Raw genomic sequence first — 22,022 nt, forward strand, 5'->3', positions numbered from 1 at the left:
GGTTAAGTGCGTAAATTGAAAATAGGTATTACTTGCTATCCAACAGTAGGTGGATCAGGTGTAATTGCAACAGAACTAGGGAAGATGCTTGCTGCAAAAGGGCATGAAATACATTTCATTACTTCAGGGATCCCTTTCAGATTAAATAAAATATATCCAACAATAACATTCCATCAAGTGGAAGTGAATAGCTATTCTGTTTTTCAATATGCTCCATATGATATTGCATTAGCCAATAAAATGGCAGAGGTAATTGTTGATCAACAATTAGATGTCTTACATGTCCATTATGCTATTCCTCATGCAGTGTGTGCTATTTTGGCAAAAAATATGGCAAATTCAGACATTGGGATTGTTACAACTTTACATGGAACAGATATAACAGTGCTAGGATATGATTCGTCGCTAAAAGGTGCGATTAAATATGGTATAGAAAAATCGGATGTTGTTACTGCGGTATCTAACTCCCTTGCTCAAGAAACAATGGATTTAATAGCCCCGAATAAAGAAATTGATACGATATATAATTTTATAGATGAACGAGAATATACTAAAAAAGATCCTGGTAATCTAAAAGAATTATTAGGTATCAAACCTGATGAAAAAGTAGTTATTCATGTTTCTAACTTTAGAAAAGTGAAGCATATACCCGATATTGTGGAAAGCTTTAAACTAATTCACCAGAATGTTCCAGCTAAACTTTTGTTGGTAGGAGATGGTCCTGAAAAACATCCTATTATGGAGTCTATTAAAGGCACCTCCGTCGAAAAGGATGTATTGTTTTTAGGAAAACAGGAGAGTTTATCTGAACTATATGCAATTTCGGATCTTATGCTATTACTTTCAGAAAAAGAATCATTTGGTTTAGTACTATTAGAAGCGATGGCATGTGGTGTACCTTGTATTGGAACTGATGTCGGTGGGATTCCTGAGGTTATTACAAATGGGGAAAATGGATATATCGTTGAATTAGGAGATTGGAAAAAGGTAGCAGAATATGGTGTGGAAATTTTACAAAACTCAACATTACATAAACAAATAGTAGATAGATCATTTGAGATTATACAGGATCGATTCAGTTCCAAAAGTATTGTGGCGCAATATGAAGAGATGTATGAAAGAGTGGCGAGAAAATAGCGTTATGAAAAATCGGTGGCCAGCAGCTTATAAAATAATTGATGAACTGGAACAAGCAGGTTTCGAAGCATTTGTAGTGGGTGGGGCTGTCCGAGACTTTATACGTAACGCTCCAGTAAATGACGTGGATATTACCACAAACGCCACGCCGGATGAAGTCAAAAAGATATTTACTCATACGATTGATGTTGGAATTGAACATGGTACTGTATTAGTTGTATTGGACGAGCCAATTGAAGTAACTACTTATAGGTCTGAATCGACATACTCAGATTTTAGAAGACCAGATGGAGTTAAATTTGTTCGTACGTTAACAGAGGATCTTCAAAGACGAGACTTTACGATAAATGCGATGGCATTAACAAAAGAAGATGAGCTAGTCGATTATTTTGGAGGAAGGCAAGCTATCGAGGCAGGAATAATTAAAGCAGTTGGTAATCCACAGTTAAGATTTTCAGAAGACGCATTACGAATGCTTAGAGCAGTTAGGTTCTCGGCACAGCTGAATTTTACACTTGATTCTGAGACGTTAAATGCAATTCGTTCCTTGCATGCACTTATTGGACATGTTTCCATTGAAAGAGTGAAAGTCGAGCTGGAAAAAATATGGCTAAGTGAGTTTCCATACAAAGGCATGAAACTTTTTGTAGACAGTGGATTATCGAGCATTTTTCCGGGAGATTGGGAAAGAAATTTACAGAGTTGGGTCAACTTCTCTAGTTTTAATCTTAAAGCAAATGGGTGGGCATTCTTTGTACTCATTCAGTCTATAGAGGAAAATGATATTAATGAGCTATTAAATCATTATAAATGTTCAAATGTTGAGAAAAAACAGGTGAAAAATGTTATTCAAGCAGTTCATAATTTGTTAAATGGCGCTTGGACGGTTGATGAATTATTCCAATATAGTGATGAAGTTTTAAGGGTAGCGTATCATTATGGAAAATCCATTCTTTCAAACGATATAGCTCTTCCGCTTGAGGAATTTTTGCTTCAAAAACGTGCTATTCCGATTAACTCAAAAAAAGATATAGTTGTAAACGGAAATGACTTTATGCAATGGGCAAACAAAAAAAGAGGTCCATGGATAAAAGAAGTATTAGACATATTAACAAGCATGATAGTCAATGGTCAAATAAAAAATGACAGACATGATATAAAGGAATGGTTTTCTCGTGAATATCTCCATTAAAGAAAAAATTCTATCTCAACTAATAAATGCAAAGGGTGAACCGGTCTCTGGTCAGAAGCTTGCTGATGAATTACATATCTCTCGGACCATGATCTGGAAGCATTTGAAAAGTATTGAAGAGGATGGCTATGTTATTGAAGCCATCAAAAAGAAAGGCTATGTACTACAGTCTATACCTGATTTAGTTATCCCAGAGCAAATCATTCCTAATCTGAAAACGAAGCAATTAGGAAGAACAATAGAGTATTATACAACTTGCGAATCTACTCAAATTATTGCGGCTGACAAAGCACGTGAAGGTGCCCCACATGGTACAGTCGTCATTGCAGAGGAACAAACTGATGGAAGAGGAAGATTAGATCGAAGCTGGAACTCAACTGCAAATAAAGGTATATGGATGAGTGTTATTATTCGTCCAGCAATTAGTCCCCAGTTCGCTGCTCAATTCACACTTGTTTCTGCAGTAGCAATTACACAAGCAATTCAAGAGGTGACAAATCTTACTCCGGAGATTAAATGGCCAAACGATATTCTTATTAACGGAAAAAAAGTTACAGGTATTTTGACCGAGTTACAGGCTGATATGGATATAGTCCATTCCATAATTATAGGAATTGGAGTTAATGTAAATCAAGAACTGAGTGCATTTGAAGAATCCATTCAAAAAACCGCTACATCATTGAAAATAGAGAATGGTGAAGAGATAGATCGTTCAATATTAGTAGCTAAAATACTTTACTATCTTGAAAAGTATGGGGATTTATATGTAGAAAATGGCTTTAAACCTATTAAAATTCTATGGGAAAGTCATAACTGTACGATTGGGAAACGCATACGTGCCACTACGTTACGAGAAACCCTCGAGGGTGTTGCCTTAGGTATTACAAATGATGGTGTTTTAGAAATAAAGTTGGATAGTGGTGAAATACGTGGTGTGTATTCTGCAGATATCCATTTACTAGGGAAAAATTAATTTGGACGGATTCAAATATTTTTGTTATTCTGTAAGTGTTGGGCAGTATCTTATTGAACTGCACCTTTAGAAAAATCTTTTTAACTAAATAGTCTGCCTTGATCTACATGACAGGGACGGAGAAAACCTATGAACATAATTTTTCTGCCCTTCTGTCCAAATGGAATAGAAGGGTTTTTATATGGTTTTCTCTTCACAACAAATGGAGGGATAATAGTATGAAAACGACGAGTAATTTTATAAGTATGAAAAATAACAATGAGAAAATTACGATGATGACAGCTTATGATTTTCCGACTGCAAAATTTGCAGAAGAAGCAGGAATGGATATGATTCTTGTGGGAGATTCACTAGGTATGGTAGTACTTGGCTATGATACTACTGTTTTCGTAACGATTAATGACATGGTTCATCATGGGAAAGCTGTTAGACGTGGAGCGAAGGATACTTTCCTAGTTGTAGATATGCCTTTTGGAACGTTTCATACTACATTAGACCAAGCGCTAACGAATGCAATACAATTAATGCAACAAACAGGGGCGCAGGCTGTGAAACTAGAAGGTGCGGATGATGTATTACCAGTCATCGAAAAGCTGACGTTTGCAGGTATTCCAGTTATTGCTCATCTTGGTTTGCTGCCTCAATCTGCGGGCGTCCTAGGTGGATATAAAGTACAAGGAAAAACTGCAGCGGCTGCAGAAAAGCTAATAGAGGACGCAAAATTATGTGAGAAAGCAGGAGCATGTGCGGTCGTTTTAGAATGTATTCCACATCAACTGACAGAACAAATTTCTAAATCTCTAACAATCCCGACTATTGGTATTGGAGCAGGTCCAGCAGCTGATGGTCAAGTGTTAGTTTTCCATGATATGGTGAAATACGGTACACATCATATTCCTAAATTTGTGAAGGAATATGCAAATGTTGGTGAACCAATTTTAGAAGGAATAAAGCAATATGTAGAGGAAGTTAAAAGTGGTATTTTTCCTACACTAGAGCATTCCTTTACGATGAAGGAAGAACAACTTTCCGCACTTTATGGAGGCAATCATGCAAATAGTACAAACGATAAATGAGCTTAAAAATATAATCGCTTTAAATAAAGAAAAAACAATTGGCTTCGTTCCAACGATGGGTTATTTGCACGAAGGACATCTCGCATTATTAAATAAGGCAAGAATCGATAATGACATTGTTGTGGCAAGTATTTTCGTAAATCCTGCTCAATTTGGACCAAACGAAGATTTAGACCGATATCCAAGAGATATTGAAAGAGATACACAGTTAGCGACAGATGCAGGAGTGGATATATTATTCCTTCCAAGTGCTAGTGAAATGTATCCATTTGAAAGTGGCATTACTATAAATGTGGGGAATCTTTCGACAAAGCTATGTGGGGAGAGCAGACCAGGTCATTTTGATGGTGTACTTAAGGTAATTACTAAGCTATTTAATCTTGTTCAGCCTACGAATGCCTATTTTGGACAAAAGGATGCGCAGCAACTAGCTATAATTGAGACATTTGTGAATGAGTATAATTTTCCAGTACAAATAGTACGTATACCAACAGTGAGAGAACCAGACGGACTTGCTAAAAGCTCTCGTAATGTATTTTTAAGTGCTCAAGAACGTGATGAGGCAGTTCATTTATACCAAGCGTTACAGTTAGCCAAAATAACATGGGAAAAAACAAATGATTTAACTGTGGCAATTGCAAAAGGGAAAGAACATATTGAAAGTAATACGTCGGGTAAAATTGATTATTTAGAGGCATTGTCATATCCAGATTTGCAGAATGTTGCTGACGAAACGAAGGAAATTTTATTTGCGACAGCAGTATTTTTTGAGAAAGCTCGTTTGATAGATAATATTTTAACTTAAATAGTCGATCTCATTTGCTTTTAAGAAATTTATATAAGAAAAAGGATGTGTAACAAATGCTACGTATGATGTTAAATGGTAAAATTCACCGCGCAGTTGTGACGGAAGCGGATTTAAATTATGTTGGAAGTATTACAATCGACCAAAATATACTAGATGCTGTTGGTATGTTACCAAACGAAAAAGTGCATATCGTTAACAACAATAACGGAGCCCGTTTTGAAACATATATTATTTCAGGTAAACGTGGAAGTGGAGTAATTTGTGTAAATGGTGCAGCAGCACGCCTAGTTCAACGTGGAGATATAGTGATTATTTTATCGTATGCATATGTGATGAATGAAGAGGCACAATCCCATAAGCCAACAGTTGCGATTATGAATCAAGATAACTCTATCGATCAAATCATCCATTACGAACCTGAAGCTACAGTAATGTAATTTGAAAAAGAATCGATCTACTCATGAAGATAGTGAAAATTGATATTATTGGTAGGGTTTTTTTAGATTTTCTGGTAACTTATAATCCGAGCTAGTTCCATTTCAATTACTTAGTTTGTCTAGCTTGCGAGTAAAGCAAAGAGAGTGGAAAAGTATAATTATTTAAAATGAGCCAGATCGAGTTAATATCCTCGATCTGGCTTTTCTTCTAGTCTTTCTTGTACTCATTAGATTTTAGTGAGTCTTAAAGTTTAAATTTCTTCTTGGAAATAAATTTTATAAAACTTTCGATTGGTTGATTCATCAAAGCCAACTTCAATCAGCTCATCGATTTGTTCTATATCCCGTACATTTACTTGAATCTCGATGTTGGAATCTAGTTTTATTTTACGTTTATACGTTTTTTCTACCTTTGCAATAGCACTCTCAGAAATAACTGTTTCATAAGCTTTTACTGAATTGACGATAATATCCTTTTGGACTGAATCGGTTTTTTCGAATACTGTTTCAATATAGCTATCTACTTGGAATTCTTCTTCATTTCTAAAGTAATCGAGTGTTTTATTCAAATAACCCAATTTTTCCGTGTTTGTGTAGTTTTCTTCTTTAATGATATATTTTTTACACTCTGTTAATGCTAGATTTGTTTTATGATAATGTTCATCAGCTACTTTAATCTTTAGAAAACGCTCTTGCCAATATACGACATCTTCTTTTTTCTTCGTTTTCATAAAAACAGCAGGTGCTACGTCTGGTCCCATGTCCATGATGACAGCCATATTATTGATTTTTTTTACATTAATACCGTCGATCCCGTTCACTATCATTTTGTTATGTTCATTTTTTACATCTAAAAACATCTCTTTTTCATCGATTTTTACGATGGCTATCACCTTTTTCACTTCTGTATGCCATAAGCAGTTATCGAATAATCCTATAAACAATTCACCGTTTTTAATATTAGGGTGCTGAGATACACTTTTTAAATGATTGGCAATATGCTTGGATTGTTCATAAAAGCTGCTATCTTGATCAAAGATTGAATTTACAAATGTATAGACTTCGTTTAATCCTATATTTGATTCGTGAAAAAATTCGTATTGCTGCTCTAAATCAATTTTGTTAAAAGCTAATTGAGTAAAAGCTGCTTCAAGCATAGTCTCGGGTTGAGAAAATACCCCATCTCCCAAAACAAGCGTATCTCCTACATAATGGACTACATACTGTGTTAATTTACTTTCACTTACTTCTAGCATGGACTTCTTCACCTTCTAATCTTTAGTTGTAGATAGTTTACCATATCATACTTCTTATGATATTTTATCTAATAGAGGACTGTTTAAAAAATAATGTTAATCTAGTAACCAATCAGTAATATTTATAGAGGGATTATTGACTAAAGAAAGTGGAACATCTATTACATTTAAACGTATTAAAGGGTAGGATAGATAGGTTCTATTCAAATAGGAGGTTTTCTAACAATGATTATATATAAAAATAGACTTTTTACTGCATTTTTTTGGATACTAGTTAGTACTTTATTTGTAATAACTTCATTAACAATTGCATTTAGTTATCTCAATACTTCAGAAATAAATATAGCTAGTACACGCTGTTATGAAGTGGATGGAGAAGTCATATTAAAAATCCATAATAATATCACAAGTGCATATTCATTTGAATGTAAAAAATAATAATATTATTTTATTAATCAGAAATATTAAATAAATTAATTGTTTTTGATATTTTCATATGGTATGTTATGAGAAATACTTATTAAAGGCTTTTAATAAGTTATTTATCCGTACTTATTAAAGTATTTTACTAAGTATATTTCGTAGGAGGTGACGTATGTGAATACTACTCCAAAATCTATGAAGAAGGAAATTCTTTCTCATATTCGAACTTATCTTTTAGAATCTGAGAGCGCAACAAAAGTAGAACTCAGCGAAAGATTAGAAATTAGTTTTCCAACAATAAGTAAGTTCATTGCACAGATGGAGATGAATGGTGAAATTATTTCAGTCGGTTTAGATGAATCTAGTGGTGGGAGACGGGCAAAGAGATATAAGTACAATCCGGAGTATATGCTCGGCCTTGCTATTTACTTAGAAAAGACCGAGACCAATTATGTCATTTTTAATTGTTTGGGAGAAATAAAGGAACGCGGAGAAGTTCCCAGTGTATTAGAGGAGAATGATCTGCATTTATTAACTATATGCATTGAAAGATTAGTGAGTGATAATCCAAAAATTAATTCAATCGCAATAGGGGTTCCTGGTTCAGTTGATAATGGGAGGATTTTTTATATACCTGGATATGAGCAGTTTCAAAATTTGGATGTAAAAGGATTCTATGAGGATCATTTTTCTATACCCGTGGTTGTAGAAAACGATATGAATGCTGCAGTTCTTGGATATCACCAAAATAGAGGAGTTAAGGACAATCAATCGCTCGTATATTTGTATTCCGGTCAAAATGGTCCCGGTGCGGGATTGTTGATAAATGGAAATGTAGTGCGAGGAAATACATTTTTTGCAGGAGAGGTTTCTTTTGTCCCTCAAAATAATAATCAAAATTTCCAGCAAGCGTTGGAAAATGGACCTAAATATGATGATATTGCCTTTTGCAAGGATTATCAGATCGTACCGATCAGCAGTTTAGTAGCATCATTAACAGCCATCATTAATCCACATACCATCATTTTTTGCAATAATGAAGTGGATGAAGAATTTATAGATAAAATTGCCATAGCAAGCTCTAAATATATACCACCAGAACATCTTCCGAACCTTACTATAAGTGATTGGAGGCAGGATTATTTATATGGACTACAAAGTCTTGGAATTAATCTTCTTATAAATGAAACAATTCAGTAAAAATATTTAGAATGTAGATGAGGTGAATTATGGCAACATTTCTTTTGATAATCATTTATTTGGCTTTTATCAGCTTAGGTTTACCAGATTCCTTGTTGGGGTCTGCATGGCCCGTAATGCAGCCAGACTTTGGAGCTCCACTCGAAACTGCAGGAGTTCTTTTTATGACAATAGCAGGTGGTACAATTATCTCGAGTCTGATTAGCGGAAGGGTACTTAAACGTTATGGGACTGGAAAAGTCACATTTGTTAGCGTACTAATGACTGCTGTAGCTTTGCTTGGATTTCATTTTGCTCCATCAATCGTTTGGTTAATTGTATGTGCTGTTCCACTTGGACTAGGAGCAGGGGCTGTTGATACAGGTTTAAACGATTATGTAGCTACTAATTATAAGGCACGTCATATGAGTTGGTTACATTGTTTTTGGGGAGTCGGTGCAACTCTGGGACCAATTACTATGGCACAGTTTATTTCAGAAGACAATTCCTGGAGAAATGGGTATTTGGTTATTTCTGGTGTTCAGTTTGCATTGGTTATTCTCCTTCTCTTCACTTTGCCTATATGGAAAAAGGTTAGCAGAAAGAGCGATATTACAATACAGGATGAGCGTGAAGACTTAAAAGTTGAACTTGAAGAAGGCGATAATAATATAAAACCCCTAAAAACTAAAGGAGTTAAATTGGCACTTTCTTCCTTCTTTTTTTATTGTGGGGTTGAAGCAACAGTTGGTCTTTGGGGAAGCAGTTTCTTAGTAAATGTCAAAGGGTTGAGCGTAGTAACTGCTGCTGGGTGGATTTCTTTTTATTATGCAGGGATAACTATTGGTAGATTAATAACTGGGTTTATTACTTATAAAATCACTAACCGTACGCTTATACGGTGGGGACAAATAATAGCTTTGATTGGTACTATTATTTTAGTTTTACCATTGCCGTCTGTTTTCTCACTTATTGGGTTTATAACTATTGGATTAGGTTTAGCTCCAATATTTCCATGTATGTTGCATGAGACACCAACACGTTTTGGGAAAAAAAACTCACAGACAATTATGGGCTATCAAATGGCGCTTGCGTATACCGGTACAACTTTCATGCCACCACTTCTTGGTTTCATGGCCTCTCAGTCAACAATAGGAATTTTCCCAATTGCTATTGTAATATTTGTTGTAGCAATGCTTCTGAGTTCAGAAAAGTTAAATATAATAATGACGAAGAAGGATGTTTATAAAAGGAATGATACAAGTTCAACAACACTTTAAGTAGCGAGATTTATTTAATGATACGTGAACATATAACAGGTGCTATTCTTCAAGAAGTAGAATGGCATTTTTTATTGAAGTAAAGTAAATAGGCATGTTAGGAAGGAAACTGAAGAGAATGGAGAAATAAATTAGGGAAGATGGGTGAATTAGTAGTGAGTGAAATGGTACATCAAATGGGTCTATATGGAAATTATTTTACACCAATTAGAGAAGGTAAGAAGATTGTTGAGGTACGCTTAAACGATAAGAAGAGAAGGGAAATTAAAATAGGTGATACAATCGAATTTATAAGGTTGCCCGAACAAAGTGAAGTATTAAAAGTCCGAGTTACAAATTTAAGGATATTTGATACTTTTGAAGAAATGTATAGAAATATTTCGTTTGAAGACTTTGATTGTGGGGGTTGGTCTATGAAGGAAATGTTAGAAGGAACATATGACATATATACACCAGAAAAAGAAGAAGAATGGGGTACATTGGCTATCACTATAAAATACTAAACTAAACAGTGTTTCTGCTGCACACATTGTTTACATTATTTAGGGGCTTAAACTAACTCATATTTTATCAATTAGAAAAAGTAGATTTTCTTATTATAAAGATTATAACATCGCTGGCAATTTATAAGAAAATAGAAAAATGCTTAAAGATAGCGGAGTAATTATAACTATATGAGCGAGTATTGCAATATATATCGCATTCAAAGCATCAGTTGATTTAAGTAGATTGTTGCAAGAAGCAAAATATTATTATTTGATGCTTGCTAATTAAAAATAGCATATAGAAAGTAGGGTGAAAAATGGTCCAAAGGCTAAAAAAGGGAGATAAAATAGGAATATTTACCCCATCTTCTCCTGCAACTGTTACAGCCTATCGGCGTTTTCAACGTGCTAAGGCTTTTATAGAAGAAAAAGGTTTTGTTATTGTAGAAGGGAATCTGACAGGAGTATCAGATACTTATCGTTCTGGTTCTCCAAAAGCACGAGCAGAAGAATTAAATAAATTATTAAGGGATTCCGATATTAAAATGATTATGTCTACTATTGGGGGTACAAATTCAAATAGTTTGTTACCATATATAGATTATGAAGCATTTAAGGATAATCCAAAGTTAATCGTCGGGTACTCTGATGCGACTGCTGTATTGCTTGCTCTTTATGCAAAAACAAGTATAACAACATATTATGGTCCTGCTCTTATTCCTTCTTTTGGTGAATTTGATCCACTTGTAAAAGATACATATCGTTATTTTGAACATTATTTCATGGAAGAAAATATACTTCCTTACGAAGTGCCAATGCCTTCATATTGGTCCGATGAGCCGGTAAATTGGCTTGAAAAAACGACTGAAAAAACTCTTTATCGTAATGAGTGGATAACTGGGCAAAGTGGAATAGCAGAAGGTAGATTAATAGGAGGAAATGTAAATGCGATGTATGGATTTATTGGCTCTCCTTATTTTCCAACAATTGAGTATGGTGACATATTATTAATTGAGGACTGTATGAAAAATGCTGCTGTTGTTGAGAAAAACTTTGCTATGCTTAAGTTACATGGTGTTTTTGATAAAGTCGCGGGCATTATTTTAGGTAAACATGAACAATATGATGATCTAGGAACAGGAAAACAGCCATTAGATTTGTTGAAAGAACAATTAGATACAATAGATATTCCAATTTTAGCAGAATTCGATACTTGCCACACTCATCCAATGCATCCATTAGCTATCGGTAAAAATGTGAAATTAGATGCAGATGCTAAAAAGGTAATATGCATAGAAAAATGGATATAAATTGGAATAAACGTTATTGCAATTCCTGCTTGTTTCTTTTTGTATGTAGTTAGAAGTTTGTGAAACTAACAGAGAACATTATAATTCGGAAGATGCCTCTCATTATATCTCAAATTTATACAGCGCAGTGCGATTTTAAAAAAATGGAGACGCTTTTTCACTATAGGATTGTAGTAGAAAGCGTCTTTCTAAGTATCAATTTTGTTAATATTGAAGCTACTTTGTTAGTTCAATTAAGGATATTCTCCATATAATACCCACTTCCACAACCATCAAATTATCCCTTATTCGACAAAAAATCCGATAGATTTAAGTGACGACTTTCAAAATCTTAATACAAATAACCAGCGCAACATTTGAAAACCCGAACACCAGAGTCATAACGATTTAACAATCTTTTCTACCAAGTTCTTACTTTAAAACAAAGCCAAAAAAGACGCTCGAGATGTATATTCGAAAGTAAAAGTTTCGTCACTGGAAAGTGAATGTGGTACAATTTTTTTAGAACAAAAGGACTGTGAGTTGGGGAATGATGAAAAATCATAAATATGCAGTTGTCGATATTGAAACAACAGGGCACTCATCGACGAATGGTGACCGTATTATTCAGCTTGCAATTGTATTTATTGAAAATAACAAATTAATAAACACATATACGTCTTTTATTAATCCGGAAAAGCCAATTCCTCTATTTATCCAGGATTTGACGAACATAGCTAATAGCGATGTTCAAAATGCACCATTATTTGAGGACATTGGAGCGGAAGTATTAGAAATGCTGCAGGATCATATCTTTGTTGCGCACAATATTAACTTCGACCTACCCTTCCTTCAAAAAGAATTGAAACGAGTTGGACTTCCGAAGTTAGTATGTAAAACAATGGATACGGTAGAATTCACAAAATTAATGTTTCCAAACCTTTATAGTTATAAGCTTCAGGATATCGCAGTTGAGTTAGAAATAGATTTGGAATCTGCTCATAGAGCGGATGATGATGCTCAAGCAACTGCTCATTTATTGATAAAGTGTATTGATCAATTAATGAAGTTACCACTTAAAACTATTGAGCTGTTACATAAGAGGTCCTTTCAATTAAAATCTAATTTATCTATATTATTTTTTGATGTACTTGTGAGTAAAAGAAAACAGGTAACATCAGAAAACTATCTAATTTACCGAGGAATACCGATAAAGCAAATATCGTGGGAGATAGAGGAAGTATCCGAATTACTTTTATATCCTAAAACAAAGGATGAGAAGGTAGAGTTATTTAGTAAGGGTTTTCCTAGCTTTGAAGAACGTGCGGGACAATTTGAATTGATGGATCAAATTCAAACAGCTCTTATTAATGAATCAGAAATAGTGTGTGAAGCCGAAACGGGAATAGGTAAAACATTAGGATACTTATTACCTGCTGTTCTCTATTCTATCAAAACGAAAAGACCTGTTGTCATTAGTACATATACAACTCATCTGATAGATCAGTTGGTTAGTGAGGAAATACCAAAGATAAATACGATTTTAAACATGAATGTAAAGGTTGCAACACTAAAAGGCATGCATCATTATATTGATTTATATAGCTTTTGGCAGCAGGTCCAACTCGATGATGAGTCATACGATGAAACGTTTACGATTATGCAAATATTAGTGTGGTTGACTTTAACAGAAGATGGGGATCTTACAGAACTAAATGTTTCTGGAGGTGGCCAACTTTTTATAGATAAAATTAGACGAGGAAGTCTCTCGAATTTAAAAGAAGTAGGGGAATATGACTTTTATGAAAGAGCTCTTCGCAAAAGTAAGGATTGCCATATTTTGGTGACCAATCACGCGATGATTATGGCCGATCAAGAAAGGGAACAACCAATACTTACTTCTGGTTGTGCAATGATTATAGATGAGGCACATCAAATGATTCATGCTAGTATGTCCCGTGGTGAACGTATTTTTTCATATACTAATTGGAAATACGTGTTAGGACAATTTGGAACCCTTGATACCGAACAGTTACTTCAAAAATTGGAAATTCTGAATGTTCCTTTGTCTGTTCAAGTTCGTTTAGAAAAGCAATATGTAGAAACCATAGAAAAATTTGATCACGCTGTATCGTATGTTATTGATGCCTTTCTTCAAAAAAGCAAAAGAAACGGGAAGAGCACTAAAAAAATGATTGCATTAGAAGACCTTGAGCTAGATCAATCTATCTTCCGTGCTGTTGCTAATTCTATTCAGGTTTTTATCTTCTCAACTAAATCTATGATCGAATCGTACAGTAAACATATTGAAGAAGAAACAATACAGTCATTCATCAATGAATGGCAGTATTGGATAAGAGAATTGACTATTAAAGTTAGTGAATGGGATGAGATTTTCTTACAGAATAGAGTAACAGAGGCGAGATGGCTAGAGATTGATACAAGAAGTATTCCTGGTAGCCTCACTGTTATTAAGCGACCACTTAACTATAAAGATGATATTAAAAATGCAATTAAGACTCACCGTGAAGTAGGAGCTGTTATTTGGACATCTGGTACGTTAACAGTGCCTTCTAATAGGCATTTTATCACTTCTCAGCTTGGATTAAATTCAGAAATACCTATCTTTCAGTATAAAGCCTCTAGCGACTATTATAATGGGGCGGAGCTACTGATAGTAGAAAATATGCCCGATATTAAACAGGTATCGCAAAGTGATTATATTGAAGCTGTTGCAGAAGCAGTAGTACAAACAGTCCTTGTTTCGGAAGGTCGATGCTTTGTTTTATTTACCTCCCAAGATATGCTTAGAAAAACAGTGGAATTAATACAAGATACTCATTTATTGGATGACTATATGCTATTTGCACAAGGAATGACTTCTGGTAGCAGGATGAGGTTGTTAAAATCATTCCAACGTTTCTCCAAATCAGTTCTATTTGGGACGAATAGTTTTTGGGAGGGAGTCGATGTACCTGGTGACGCATTATCAGTGATCATTATGGTCCGTTTACCGTTCTCGTCTCCAGATGACCCTCTATTCAAAAAAAGGGCAGATTTAATAACAAAAGATGGTCATAACCCATTTTCTGCTTATTCATTACCGGAAGCAGTGTTACGGTTTAGACAAGGATTCGGACGTTTAATACGATCATCTGCTGATAAAGGAGTTTTCATTGTTTTAGACAGAAGAATTGAGACGAAATCATATGGGAAAGACTTTTTACAGGCAATTCCTAATATTCCTGTTAAGAAAGTATCGCTAGAAAATATGGTCTTGGAGCTAGAAAATTGGTATACTAATGAAGGATGATTTTAGAAAGCAGGTAGGAATATGGAAAACAAAATTGAAACGCTATCGACTGTTGTAGTCGACTACCAATCAGACTTATATAAAATAGTTGATGCATTAAATCGAACTTTAAAAGAGAAAGATTTAATGTTTGGGCTAGCATTAGATAAGCAGGATGAAAATAAAGCTGTTTTCACCATTTATAGGACATAAAGATGACACTTAAAAAATGGTTATTATTTATTGTAGTTTTTGCATTAAGTTTAACTATAATATTAAGCTTATTAATTTACTTTCAAGCAAAAAGTCCATTCTCGGATTCAGCGGAAAAAGCAGAATCGTATGCGTTGGATAACAATTTGTTAGCTCAGGTGGATAAGACCTATGTATATAACAATACTTCCACTTTTCATACGGTAATTGGAACGACAGCTAAAGGAGAAGAAAAAGCGTATTTTTTGCCAGACAAGCAGTCGGATGAAAAGATAATGGAAGTGAGCTTAGACGAAGGTATATCGGAGCAGAAAGCTGTGGACCTAGCTATGAAGGATGTTAAAGACGGTAAGCTATTACATGCTAAACTTGGTGTAGAAGAAATAGGACCGGTGTGGGAAATAACCTATGTTAATGCAGAAGACAACCTCAATTATGTCTACTTGTTATTCGATAATGGGGAATGGTGGAAGCGAATATCAAACTTATAGTCAAAACTTTTGGAGGGTAATATGAAAAAAATCATGATTAAAGATATGTCCAACCACGCTGGTGAAACAGTAAAAATGGGTGCTTGGCTTGCGAATAAACGTTCAAGTGGTAAAATTGCATTTTTACAATTACGTGATGGTTCTGGATTTGTACAAGGTGTAGTAGTAAAAGAAGAAGTTGGAGAAGAAATTTTTCAAACTGCAAAAGGGCTAACTCAAGAAACTTCCATGTATGTAATTGGTGAAGTGATCAAAGATGAACGTTCTTCTTTCGGTTATGAGCTTCAGGTAAAAGAAATAGAAGTAATTCATGCAGCGGTAGATTTCCCTATTACCCCTAAGGAACATGGTACAGAGTTTTTAATGGATAACCGTCATTTATGGTTACGCTCTAGAAAGCAGCATGCGATTATGAAAATTCGTAATGAAATTATTCGTTCTACATATGAATTCTTTAATGAGAATGGCTTTGTAAAAATGGACCCACCCATTTTAACTGGTTCATCACCAGAAGGAACTTCTGAATTGTTCCATACTAAATATTTTGACGAGGATGCATTTCTTTCTCAATCAGGTCAATTATATATGGAAGCAGCAGCTATGGCACTAGGGAAGGTATTTTCTTTCGGACCTACATTCCGTGCAGAAAAATCTAAAACACGTCGTCACTTAATTGAATTCTGGATGATTGAACCTGAGATGGCTTTTGTTGAATTTGAAGAAAGCTTAGAAGTACAAGAACAGTATGTTTCATTTATTGCTCAATCAGTATTGAAAAACTGTACATTAGAATTAGAACGTCTTGGTCGTGATACTTCGAAATTAGAAAATATTCAAGCGCCATTTCCACGTATTTCATATGATGATGCTATTAAGTTTTTACATGAAAAAGGCTTCGATGATATAGAGTGGGGAGATGATTTTGGTTCGCCTCATGAAACTGCTATCGCAGAAAGTTATGATAAACCGGTGTTTATTACACACTATCCAGTAGGCATTAAGCCTTTTTACATGCAACCACACCCTGAACGTGATGATGTAGTTTTATGTGCAGATTTAATCGCTCCTGAAGGTTATGGTGAGGTTATTGGTGGCTCTGAGCGTATTCATGATTATGACCTTATGAAGCAACGTATTGCAGAGCATAATCTAGATGAATCAGCGTATGCTTGGTATTTAGAGCTACGTAAACAAGGTTCTGTACCTCATTCTGGTTTCGGACTAGGACTAGAGCGTACAGTAGCGTGGTTTAGTGGGGCAGAACATGTTCGTGAGTCTATTCCATTTCCACGTTTATTAAATCGTTTGTATCCATAATAAGTAAATAGAAATTATATAGAGAGAAAGGAGTACGAAAATGCAAAAGCGAGATCGACTCCGTATCTGGACTGAGCAGGGGAATGTAACTATTTCCCAGCTTTTTTTTAGTCATTATAAAGCGATTAATATAAGAGATGAAGAAGCTATTCTATTATTACATTTAATCGCTTATGGAGAAGCAGGAATTCATTTTCCTACCCCACAAAATTTAGTAGAACGTACTTATTTTAGTGAAGATAAAGTAGTAACTATTTTACAACGCCTAATGCAAAAAGGGTTAATTCAAATAGAGCAGCATTTAGATCAAAATGGTATACATTATGAATATTATGCATTCCATCAATTATGGGAGCTGCTAGTAGATTATATGGAGCAGCAACAAAATGATGTAAAGGATCTTCGTAGCAAGGAAGAGGAAGGGGATATATATAAATTATTCGAGCAAGAATTTGGTCGATTATTATCCCCGATGGAATATGAGACTATAGGTATGTGGTTTGATCAAGACAAGCATTCTGCGTCACTCATCCGATTAGCCTTAAAGGAAGCAGTACTTTCACAAAAATTGAGTCTTCGCTATATAGATCGAATATTATTTGATTGGAGAAAGAAAAATATTAAAACCGTAGAAGCTGCTGAAAATCAGTCGGCACAATTTAGACAGCATGTTCCAGTACAAAAAACATCGGAACAACCATCTTCCAGTTTGAAAGTGCCTTTTTACAACTGGTTAGAAGAAAGAGAGTAGGTGTAAATTTTGCTTACAAAAGTACAGTGGTTATATTGCTTGGATGAAATGGAGCGAATGTTCCCAGATGCTCATTGTGAGTTGGTTCACGATAATCCATTCGAATTATTAGTCGCTACTTTGCTATCAGCACAATGTACAGATGTGTTAGTGAATAAAGTAACAAAAAACTTATTTCAAAAATACAAAAAACCAGAGGATTATTTAGCTGTATCCATCGAAGAATTACAGACCGATATACGTTCGATTGGTTTGTATCGAAATAAAGCTAAAAATATTCAAGCGCTTAGTAAACAGCTATTCGAATTATATGATGGGGAAGTACCACCTAATCGTGATTTACTTACTACTTTCCCAGGAGTAGGTCGTAAAACAGCAAATGTAGTAGTTTCTGTCGCATTTGATATCCCAGCGATTGCAGTAGACACGCATGTAGAGAGAGTCTCTAAACGTTTGGGACTTTGCAGGTGGAAGGATTCAGTTCTACAAGTCGAAGAAACGTTGATGAAAAAGACGCCCATGGAATTATGGTCCAAAACTCATCACCAATTAATCTTTTTTGGTCGTTATCATTGTAAAGCGCAAAATCCAAATTGCCCAGAATGCCCCCTACTTTCGGTTTGTAGAGAAGGAAAGAAGAGGATGAATAAAATTGTCGCTCAGTAGTCTACGTTATTTGGATGAATGGGAATTTATTCGCGAAGAACTAATAGTATTAATTAAAACAAATGATAATAAAAAGATTGAGCTAATGCGAAAGGGCATCGAACTTCTTATGGCTATTCTTAATGAGGTAGCAGAAGCTGCTCCACTAAACTATATAGAACGCGTAATATTTATCGAATCGAATATGGTAAAATATGTTGCATTTGTTCAACTTGAGGAGCTATTTAAGGAAACTAAGAAAAAAATTGCGCGCATACGAGCACAAATGAATCATTAGATTGATCGGATTTGAAGTTAGAGATAACTCTCATTTTCCAGTACTATCAATGTTCTTCTCTCATTTCCAATATTTAACAAAAAGTAGCAGGTCTTGACTAATGTCATGACCTGCTACTTTTATTATATCTTATTAAGGATTAGTTCCAGATTCACCATTTCCGCCGGTTTCTCCAGTCCCAGTAGGTGGAGTTTCCGTTGAACCGCCATCTGGATTTTCAGTTTCATCACCTGAATCGGATCCATTTTCATTTCCACCACTGTTCCCATTCCCGTTTTCATTGCCATTTCCATTCCCATTCCCGCTGTTATTACCGTTATTATTACCGTTACTACTACCATTATTATTTCCATTGTTGTTTCCATTACTGTTTCCGTTTCCATTTCCATTATTCGAACCATCTGGATTTTCTACGTCTTCTCCATCTGGATCTAAATCATCTAAATCCTCTTCAACAATAGCTTCTAGTGTTAACGTTACAGGGACACTTTCGCTGCGAATATCATCAGAAACTGCTGTTACACTGAATACATAGGTACTTCCTGGAATAAGGCTTTGGACGATTAACCCATTTTGCTTAGTTGTTTCAATTACTTCAGGTGGTCCATTATCTATCGTAACAGCCACTTCAAATTGAACTTCAGATTCAAGATCTTCCTGTTCAAAATCCCACGCTAAAGTTGCAGTTGATGTTAGTTCATCATATTCCACTGAAAGATTGGATGGACTGTTTAATTCGAGTTGTTTATATTCCTCAGAAACTGCTGTAGGTTCCGTGCCTCTCACAAATAGTTCCGTTAATTTTAGTTCATCTGGTGTATATTCGCTTGCCAGTTTAAGTGGACTTGAGCCTTTTTCAATCGTAGCCTCTACAACAGAATTGGGCTTACTAAATTTTTCATTTGCTGAGTCAGCAGAAATGTTAGCCATGACTTCTTTAAAAATATTTTGAGGTAGGTTCCGCTCCTCATTAGTAGTCATCGGTGTTTTCATCTCTGGATATCCAGACCAAATAGCAATTGAATAGTCTGTGGAATAACCAGCAAACCAAACGTCAGGAAAGGCGCTGCTTGGTAGGTCCCATTTCTTCATATCATCTCTACTATAGTTAGATGTTCCTGTTTTGCCTGCAATATCTAAACCGCTGATAGCAGCTCGCTTACCAGTTCCTTTTGTCATTACATCACGTAACACATCGGTAACCATATAAGCAGTAGAATCTTTCATAACTTCTTTTGCTTTTGGTTTATAATTTTTTTCTGTTTTTCCATCTCGATAAACAATTTTGTTAATTGCATATGGTTCTGTATGGATTCCACTATTTCCAAATGCCGCGTAAGCTCCAGCCATTTGAATAGGGGACATTGCTTTCGATGTACCACCGATTGCACTACTTTCTGTTACATTACCTAGGTCAATTCCAAATCGGTTAACAAACTCTTGTGCATTATCTGTTCCTACTTCTTGCAGTGTTTTTACTGCAGGAACGTTTCGGGAATTATATAACGCTTCTCTAAATGTCATCTTACCTTTATATTTTCCATCGAAGTTGCGTACTACTTGTTCTGATCCAGTATAAGTTATCTTTTCATCAACAAGTGTATGTCCTGTCGACCAGTCTAAAAATTCTACTGCTGGGGCATAGTCGATTAATGGTTTAATCGTCGAGCCGGGTGAACGTGTAGTCATGTCTTGAGCATAGTTAAAACCTCTATCAGCTCCATAATTTCTGCCACCACCAACAGCAGCGATAGCTCCTGTTTTCGTATCAATTACTGCTACAGCCGACTGAATATCATCGGTAGGGAACATATCGGAATTTAATGTTTTTTCTACTTGCTGTTGTGCATTTGGTTGCAGTGTAGTGTGGATAGTAATTCCCTCAGAAATTGCGTTTCCATCACCATTGGCTTCTAGTTCATTTAATACGATATCTATGAAAGCATCATATTTGGAATCTTGGTTGGCAACTCGCTGATCCTCAGGTAGGAGAGTATCCTCTATTGGAACTGCTTGAGCTGTTTTCATTTCTTCCTCTGTAATCTTGCCATGTAGGTTCATCAAGTGTAAAACGACATTTCTTCTTTTCTCTGTAAGCTCTGGATCCTTAAACGGATTAAACGCATTTGGACGTTGCGACATACCTGCAAGTACAGCGTATTGATCTAATGTAAGATCTTTTAAATCTTTACCATAAAAATACTGAGCTGCTGTTCCATATCCGTATATTCTTCCAGACATTAGAACTTTGTTAAAGTACATTTCAAATATTTCTTCTTTCTCATATTCCCTTTCTAGTTGAATTGAAAGGTAAGCTTCTTGTGCTTTTCTTTTTAATGTTTTTTCATTTGTAAGGAATGAATTTTTTACTACCTGTTGTGTAATTGTACTCGCTCCTTGATCGCCGAAACCATTTGTGACGTTAGCAAGTACTGCTTTTCCTAAACGTAATACATCTACTCCAAAATGATCATAGAAACGAGCATCTTCAGTAGCGATGATTGCATCTTCCATTTGTTTTGGAATTTCATCGTAAGGAATATATTCCCTACTTTCTGCTCCGACTGTTGCGAATAGGTCTCCATTAGCGTCTAATAGTTTTGGACTAATAGGATCTTTTAAAGCTGTTTCATCCAGTTCAGGCGCGCTGCTTGCATAGAAGGCAAACAGGGATCCTCCAGCTATTAGTCCTACAACTCCTATAATTACGATAGTTAACAATATTCTTTTCATCCATAATTTAGCTGGTGTCTTAGGTTGTTTCTTTTTTTCTTGTTGTTTTCTGCGTTGTTCACGAGTCATTTTTTGCTCACTCATAAACGTCTCCTCACTTTCACTTTATACGTTCAAGTCATTAACTATTTTTATATAATCAATTCTTGGTGCATATTTTGGAGTAATCTCTATAGCGCTTGTTTCCATTTCGGATAAAGCAATAGATTTTCTTCCCCCTGTTAGCATTCTATCCCAAAATAACGATAATTGTTCAAAAGGTAAATAAAAATAACGCTCTAATGCAGAAAAACGGACGAGTAGGAAGGTAATTCCCGATTGTTTAGAAACTTTTCTCATATGTTCAACCTGATGAAGATGAACATTTTTTAAAGGAAATGCTGTTCTATTTTCCGTTTCTTTTGCTTCAAAGTCAATATATTTACCTTTATATACTCCATTAAAGTCAGTTGTAGAAGGTGTCCGATAATATGCTTCTTTGATAACTGCACTACTCCTAGATGGGTAATCTACTTTGACGACTTGTATAGGTATTGGCTTTTTATGAATTACAGCAATATCCTGTGCAATATAAAATTCATTTGCATCATTTATTTCGTCTTCTAACGTCTTACCCCTATTACTGAAAGAGTAATCTTTTTTCTTTTCTTTTGTTGTTTTGGTAACCGGGATATACGCTTTTCCATTTGGATAATGAATAGCCAAAATAATCACCTCTTTATGCTATTAGTTTATCACAAGTACATT

General features: G+C 35.1%; 20 protein-coding genes. 17 read left to right on the plus strand and 3 right to left on the minus strand.

The window, feature by feature from the left end:
* The first annotated feature begins 6 nt into the window (after positions 1-6).
* From bshA to panD, 6 genes are all read left to right on the plus strand, one after another.
* Positions 7-1,137 carry an N-acetyl-alpha-D-glucosaminyl L-malate synthase BshA gene (bshA, locus tag ACQCPR_RS07880; RefSeq protein ID WP_090561733.1) on the plus strand — a complete coding sequence of 377 codons (1,131 nt, stop codon included), beginning with the start codon at positions 7-9 and terminating at the stop codon, positions 1,135-1,137.
* Positions 1,115-2,329 (plus strand): CCA tRNA nucleotidyltransferase, encoded by a 1,215-nt coding sequence (locus tag ACQCPR_RS07885; protein ID WP_427138701.1) that lies wholly within the window; start codon positions 1,115-1,117, stop codon positions 2,327-2,329. Before bshA ends, ACQCPR_RS07885 begins: the two co-directional genes overlap by 23 nt.
* A complete protein-coding gene (locus ACQCPR_RS07890) occupies positions 2,313-3,302 on the plus strand; it encodes a biotin--[acetyl-CoA-carboxylase] ligase (RefSeq protein ID WP_427138702.1) in 990 nt (329 codons plus the stop codon). The genes ACQCPR_RS07885 and ACQCPR_RS07890 overlap by 17 nt, the downstream gene beginning before the upstream one ends.
* Before the next feature lie 218 nt (positions 3,303-3,520).
* On the plus strand, positions 3,521-4,378 hold the full coding sequence (panB, locus tag ACQCPR_RS07895; RefSeq protein ID WP_090561727.1) for a 3-methyl-2-oxobutanoate hydroxymethyltransferase: 858 nt from the start codon (positions 3,521-3,523) through the stop codon (positions 4,376-4,378).
* Positions 4,353-5,183 carry a pantoate--beta-alanine ligase gene (gene panC, locus ACQCPR_RS07900; protein ID WP_427138703.1) on the plus strand — a complete coding sequence of 277 codons (831 nt, stop codon included), beginning with the start codon at positions 4,353-4,355 and terminating at the stop codon, positions 5,181-5,183. Before panB ends, panC begins: the two co-directional genes overlap by 26 nt.
* Before the next feature lie 56 nt (positions 5,184-5,239).
* The gene (gene panD, locus ACQCPR_RS07905) at positions 5,240-5,623 is read left to right on the plus strand and encodes an aspartate 1-decarboxylase (protein WP_090561723.1); all 384 of its coding nucleotides are present in this window, start codon (positions 5,240-5,242) and stop codon (positions 5,621-5,623) included.
* A gap of 251 nt (positions 5,624-5,874) precedes the next feature.
* On the opposite strand, the gene ACQCPR_RS07910 is transcribed toward panD, so the two are convergent.
* Entirely contained in the window at positions 5,875-6,879 is a 1,005-nt protein-coding gene (locus tag ACQCPR_RS07910) for a nucleoid-associated protein (protein WP_427138704.1), read from the minus strand.
* A 618-nt stretch (positions 6,880-7,497) separates the two neighbouring features.
* On the opposite strand from ACQCPR_RS07910, the gene ACQCPR_RS07915 reads away from it, so the two are divergent.
* The 11 genes from ACQCPR_RS07915 (at position 7,498) to ACQCPR_RS07965 (ending at position 18,542) form a co-directional block, all read left to right on the plus strand.
* Positions 7,498-8,502 carry an ROK family protein gene (locus ACQCPR_RS07915; protein WP_427138922.1) on the plus strand — a complete coding sequence of 335 codons (1,005 nt, stop codon included), beginning with the start codon at positions 7,498-7,500 and terminating at the stop codon, positions 8,500-8,502.
* A 29-nt stretch (positions 8,503-8,531) separates the two neighbouring features.
* Entirely contained in the window at positions 8,532-9,761 is a 1,230-nt protein-coding gene (locus tag ACQCPR_RS07920) for an MFS transporter (protein ID WP_427138705.1), read from the plus strand.
* A 164-nt stretch (positions 9,762-9,925) separates the two neighbouring features.
* Positions 9,926-10,264 carry an ASCH domain-containing protein gene (locus tag ACQCPR_RS07925; RefSeq protein ID WP_090563509.1) on the plus strand — a complete coding sequence of 113 codons (339 nt, stop codon included), beginning with the start codon at positions 9,926-9,928 and terminating at the stop codon, positions 10,262-10,264.
* Positions 10,265-10,563: 299 nt separating this feature from the next.
* Positions 10,564-11,556, plus strand: coding sequence for a S66 family peptidase (locus tag ACQCPR_RS07930; RefSeq protein WP_427138706.1), 993 nt, complete (start codon positions 10,564-10,566; stop codon positions 11,554-11,556).
* A 529-nt stretch (positions 11,557-12,085) separates the two neighbouring features.
* On the plus strand, positions 12,086-14,848 hold the full coding sequence (gene dinG / locus ACQCPR_RS07935; RefSeq protein ID WP_427138707.1) for an ATP-dependent DNA helicase DinG: 2,763 nt from the start codon (positions 12,086-12,088) through the stop codon (positions 14,846-14,848).
* Between the two features lie 21 nt (positions 14,849-14,869).
* Positions 14,870-15,040, plus strand: a complete 171-nt coding sequence (locus tag ACQCPR_RS07940; protein ID WP_090561709.1) for a YpmA family protein — start codon at positions 14,870-14,872, stop codon at positions 15,038-15,040.
* Between the two features lie 2 nt (positions 15,041-15,042).
* The gene (locus tag ACQCPR_RS07945; RefSeq protein ID WP_093494675.1) at positions 15,043-15,531 is read left to right on the plus strand and encodes a DUF5590 domain-containing protein; all 489 of its coding nucleotides are present in this window, start codon (positions 15,043-15,045) and stop codon (positions 15,529-15,531) included.
* 21 nt (positions 15,532-15,552) lie between these two features.
* Positions 15,553-16,848: an asparagine--tRNA ligase gene (gene asnS, locus ACQCPR_RS07950; RefSeq protein WP_340879506.1), complete on the plus strand. Its 1,296-nt coding sequence runs from the start codon at positions 15,553-15,555 to the stop codon at positions 16,846-16,848.
* Positions 16,849-16,888: 40 nt separating this feature from the next.
* On the plus strand, positions 16,889-17,599 hold the full coding sequence (locus tag ACQCPR_RS07955; protein ID WP_427138708.1) for a DnaD domain protein: 711 nt from the start codon (positions 16,889-16,891) through the stop codon (positions 17,597-17,599).
* A gap of 9 nt (positions 17,600-17,608) precedes the next feature.
* On the plus strand, positions 17,609-18,265 hold the full coding sequence (gene nth / locus ACQCPR_RS07960; protein WP_427138709.1) for an endonuclease III: 657 nt from the start codon (positions 17,609-17,611) through the stop codon (positions 18,263-18,265).
* Entirely contained in the window at positions 18,252-18,542 is a 291-nt protein-coding gene (locus ACQCPR_RS07965; protein ID WP_427138710.1) for a YpoC family protein, read from the plus strand. Before nth ends, ACQCPR_RS07965 begins: the two co-directional genes overlap by 14 nt.
* Positions 18,543-18,674: 132 nt before the next feature.
* Here the strand turns inward: ACQCPR_RS07965 and ACQCPR_RS07970 are convergent, their stop codons facing one another.
* Together ACQCPR_RS07970 and recU are read right to left on the minus strand one after the other, a co-directional pair.
* Positions 18,675-21,359, minus strand: coding sequence for a PBP1A family penicillin-binding protein (locus ACQCPR_RS07970; RefSeq protein WP_340879509.1), 2,685 nt, complete (start codon positions 21,357-21,359; stop codon positions 18,675-18,677).
* A gap of 21 nt (positions 21,360-21,380) precedes the next feature.
* Positions 21,381-21,980, minus strand: coding sequence for a Holliday junction resolvase RecU (gene recU / locus ACQCPR_RS07975; RefSeq protein ID WP_090561692.1), 600 nt, complete (start codon positions 21,978-21,980; stop codon positions 21,381-21,383).
* Positions 21,981-22,022: the final 42 nt, after the last annotated feature.

The organism is Psychrobacillus psychrodurans, assembly GCF_050209195.1.
Taxonomy (GTDB): Bacteria; Bacillota; Bacilli; order Bacillales_A; family Planococcaceae; genus Psychrobacillus; species Psychrobacillus psychrodurans.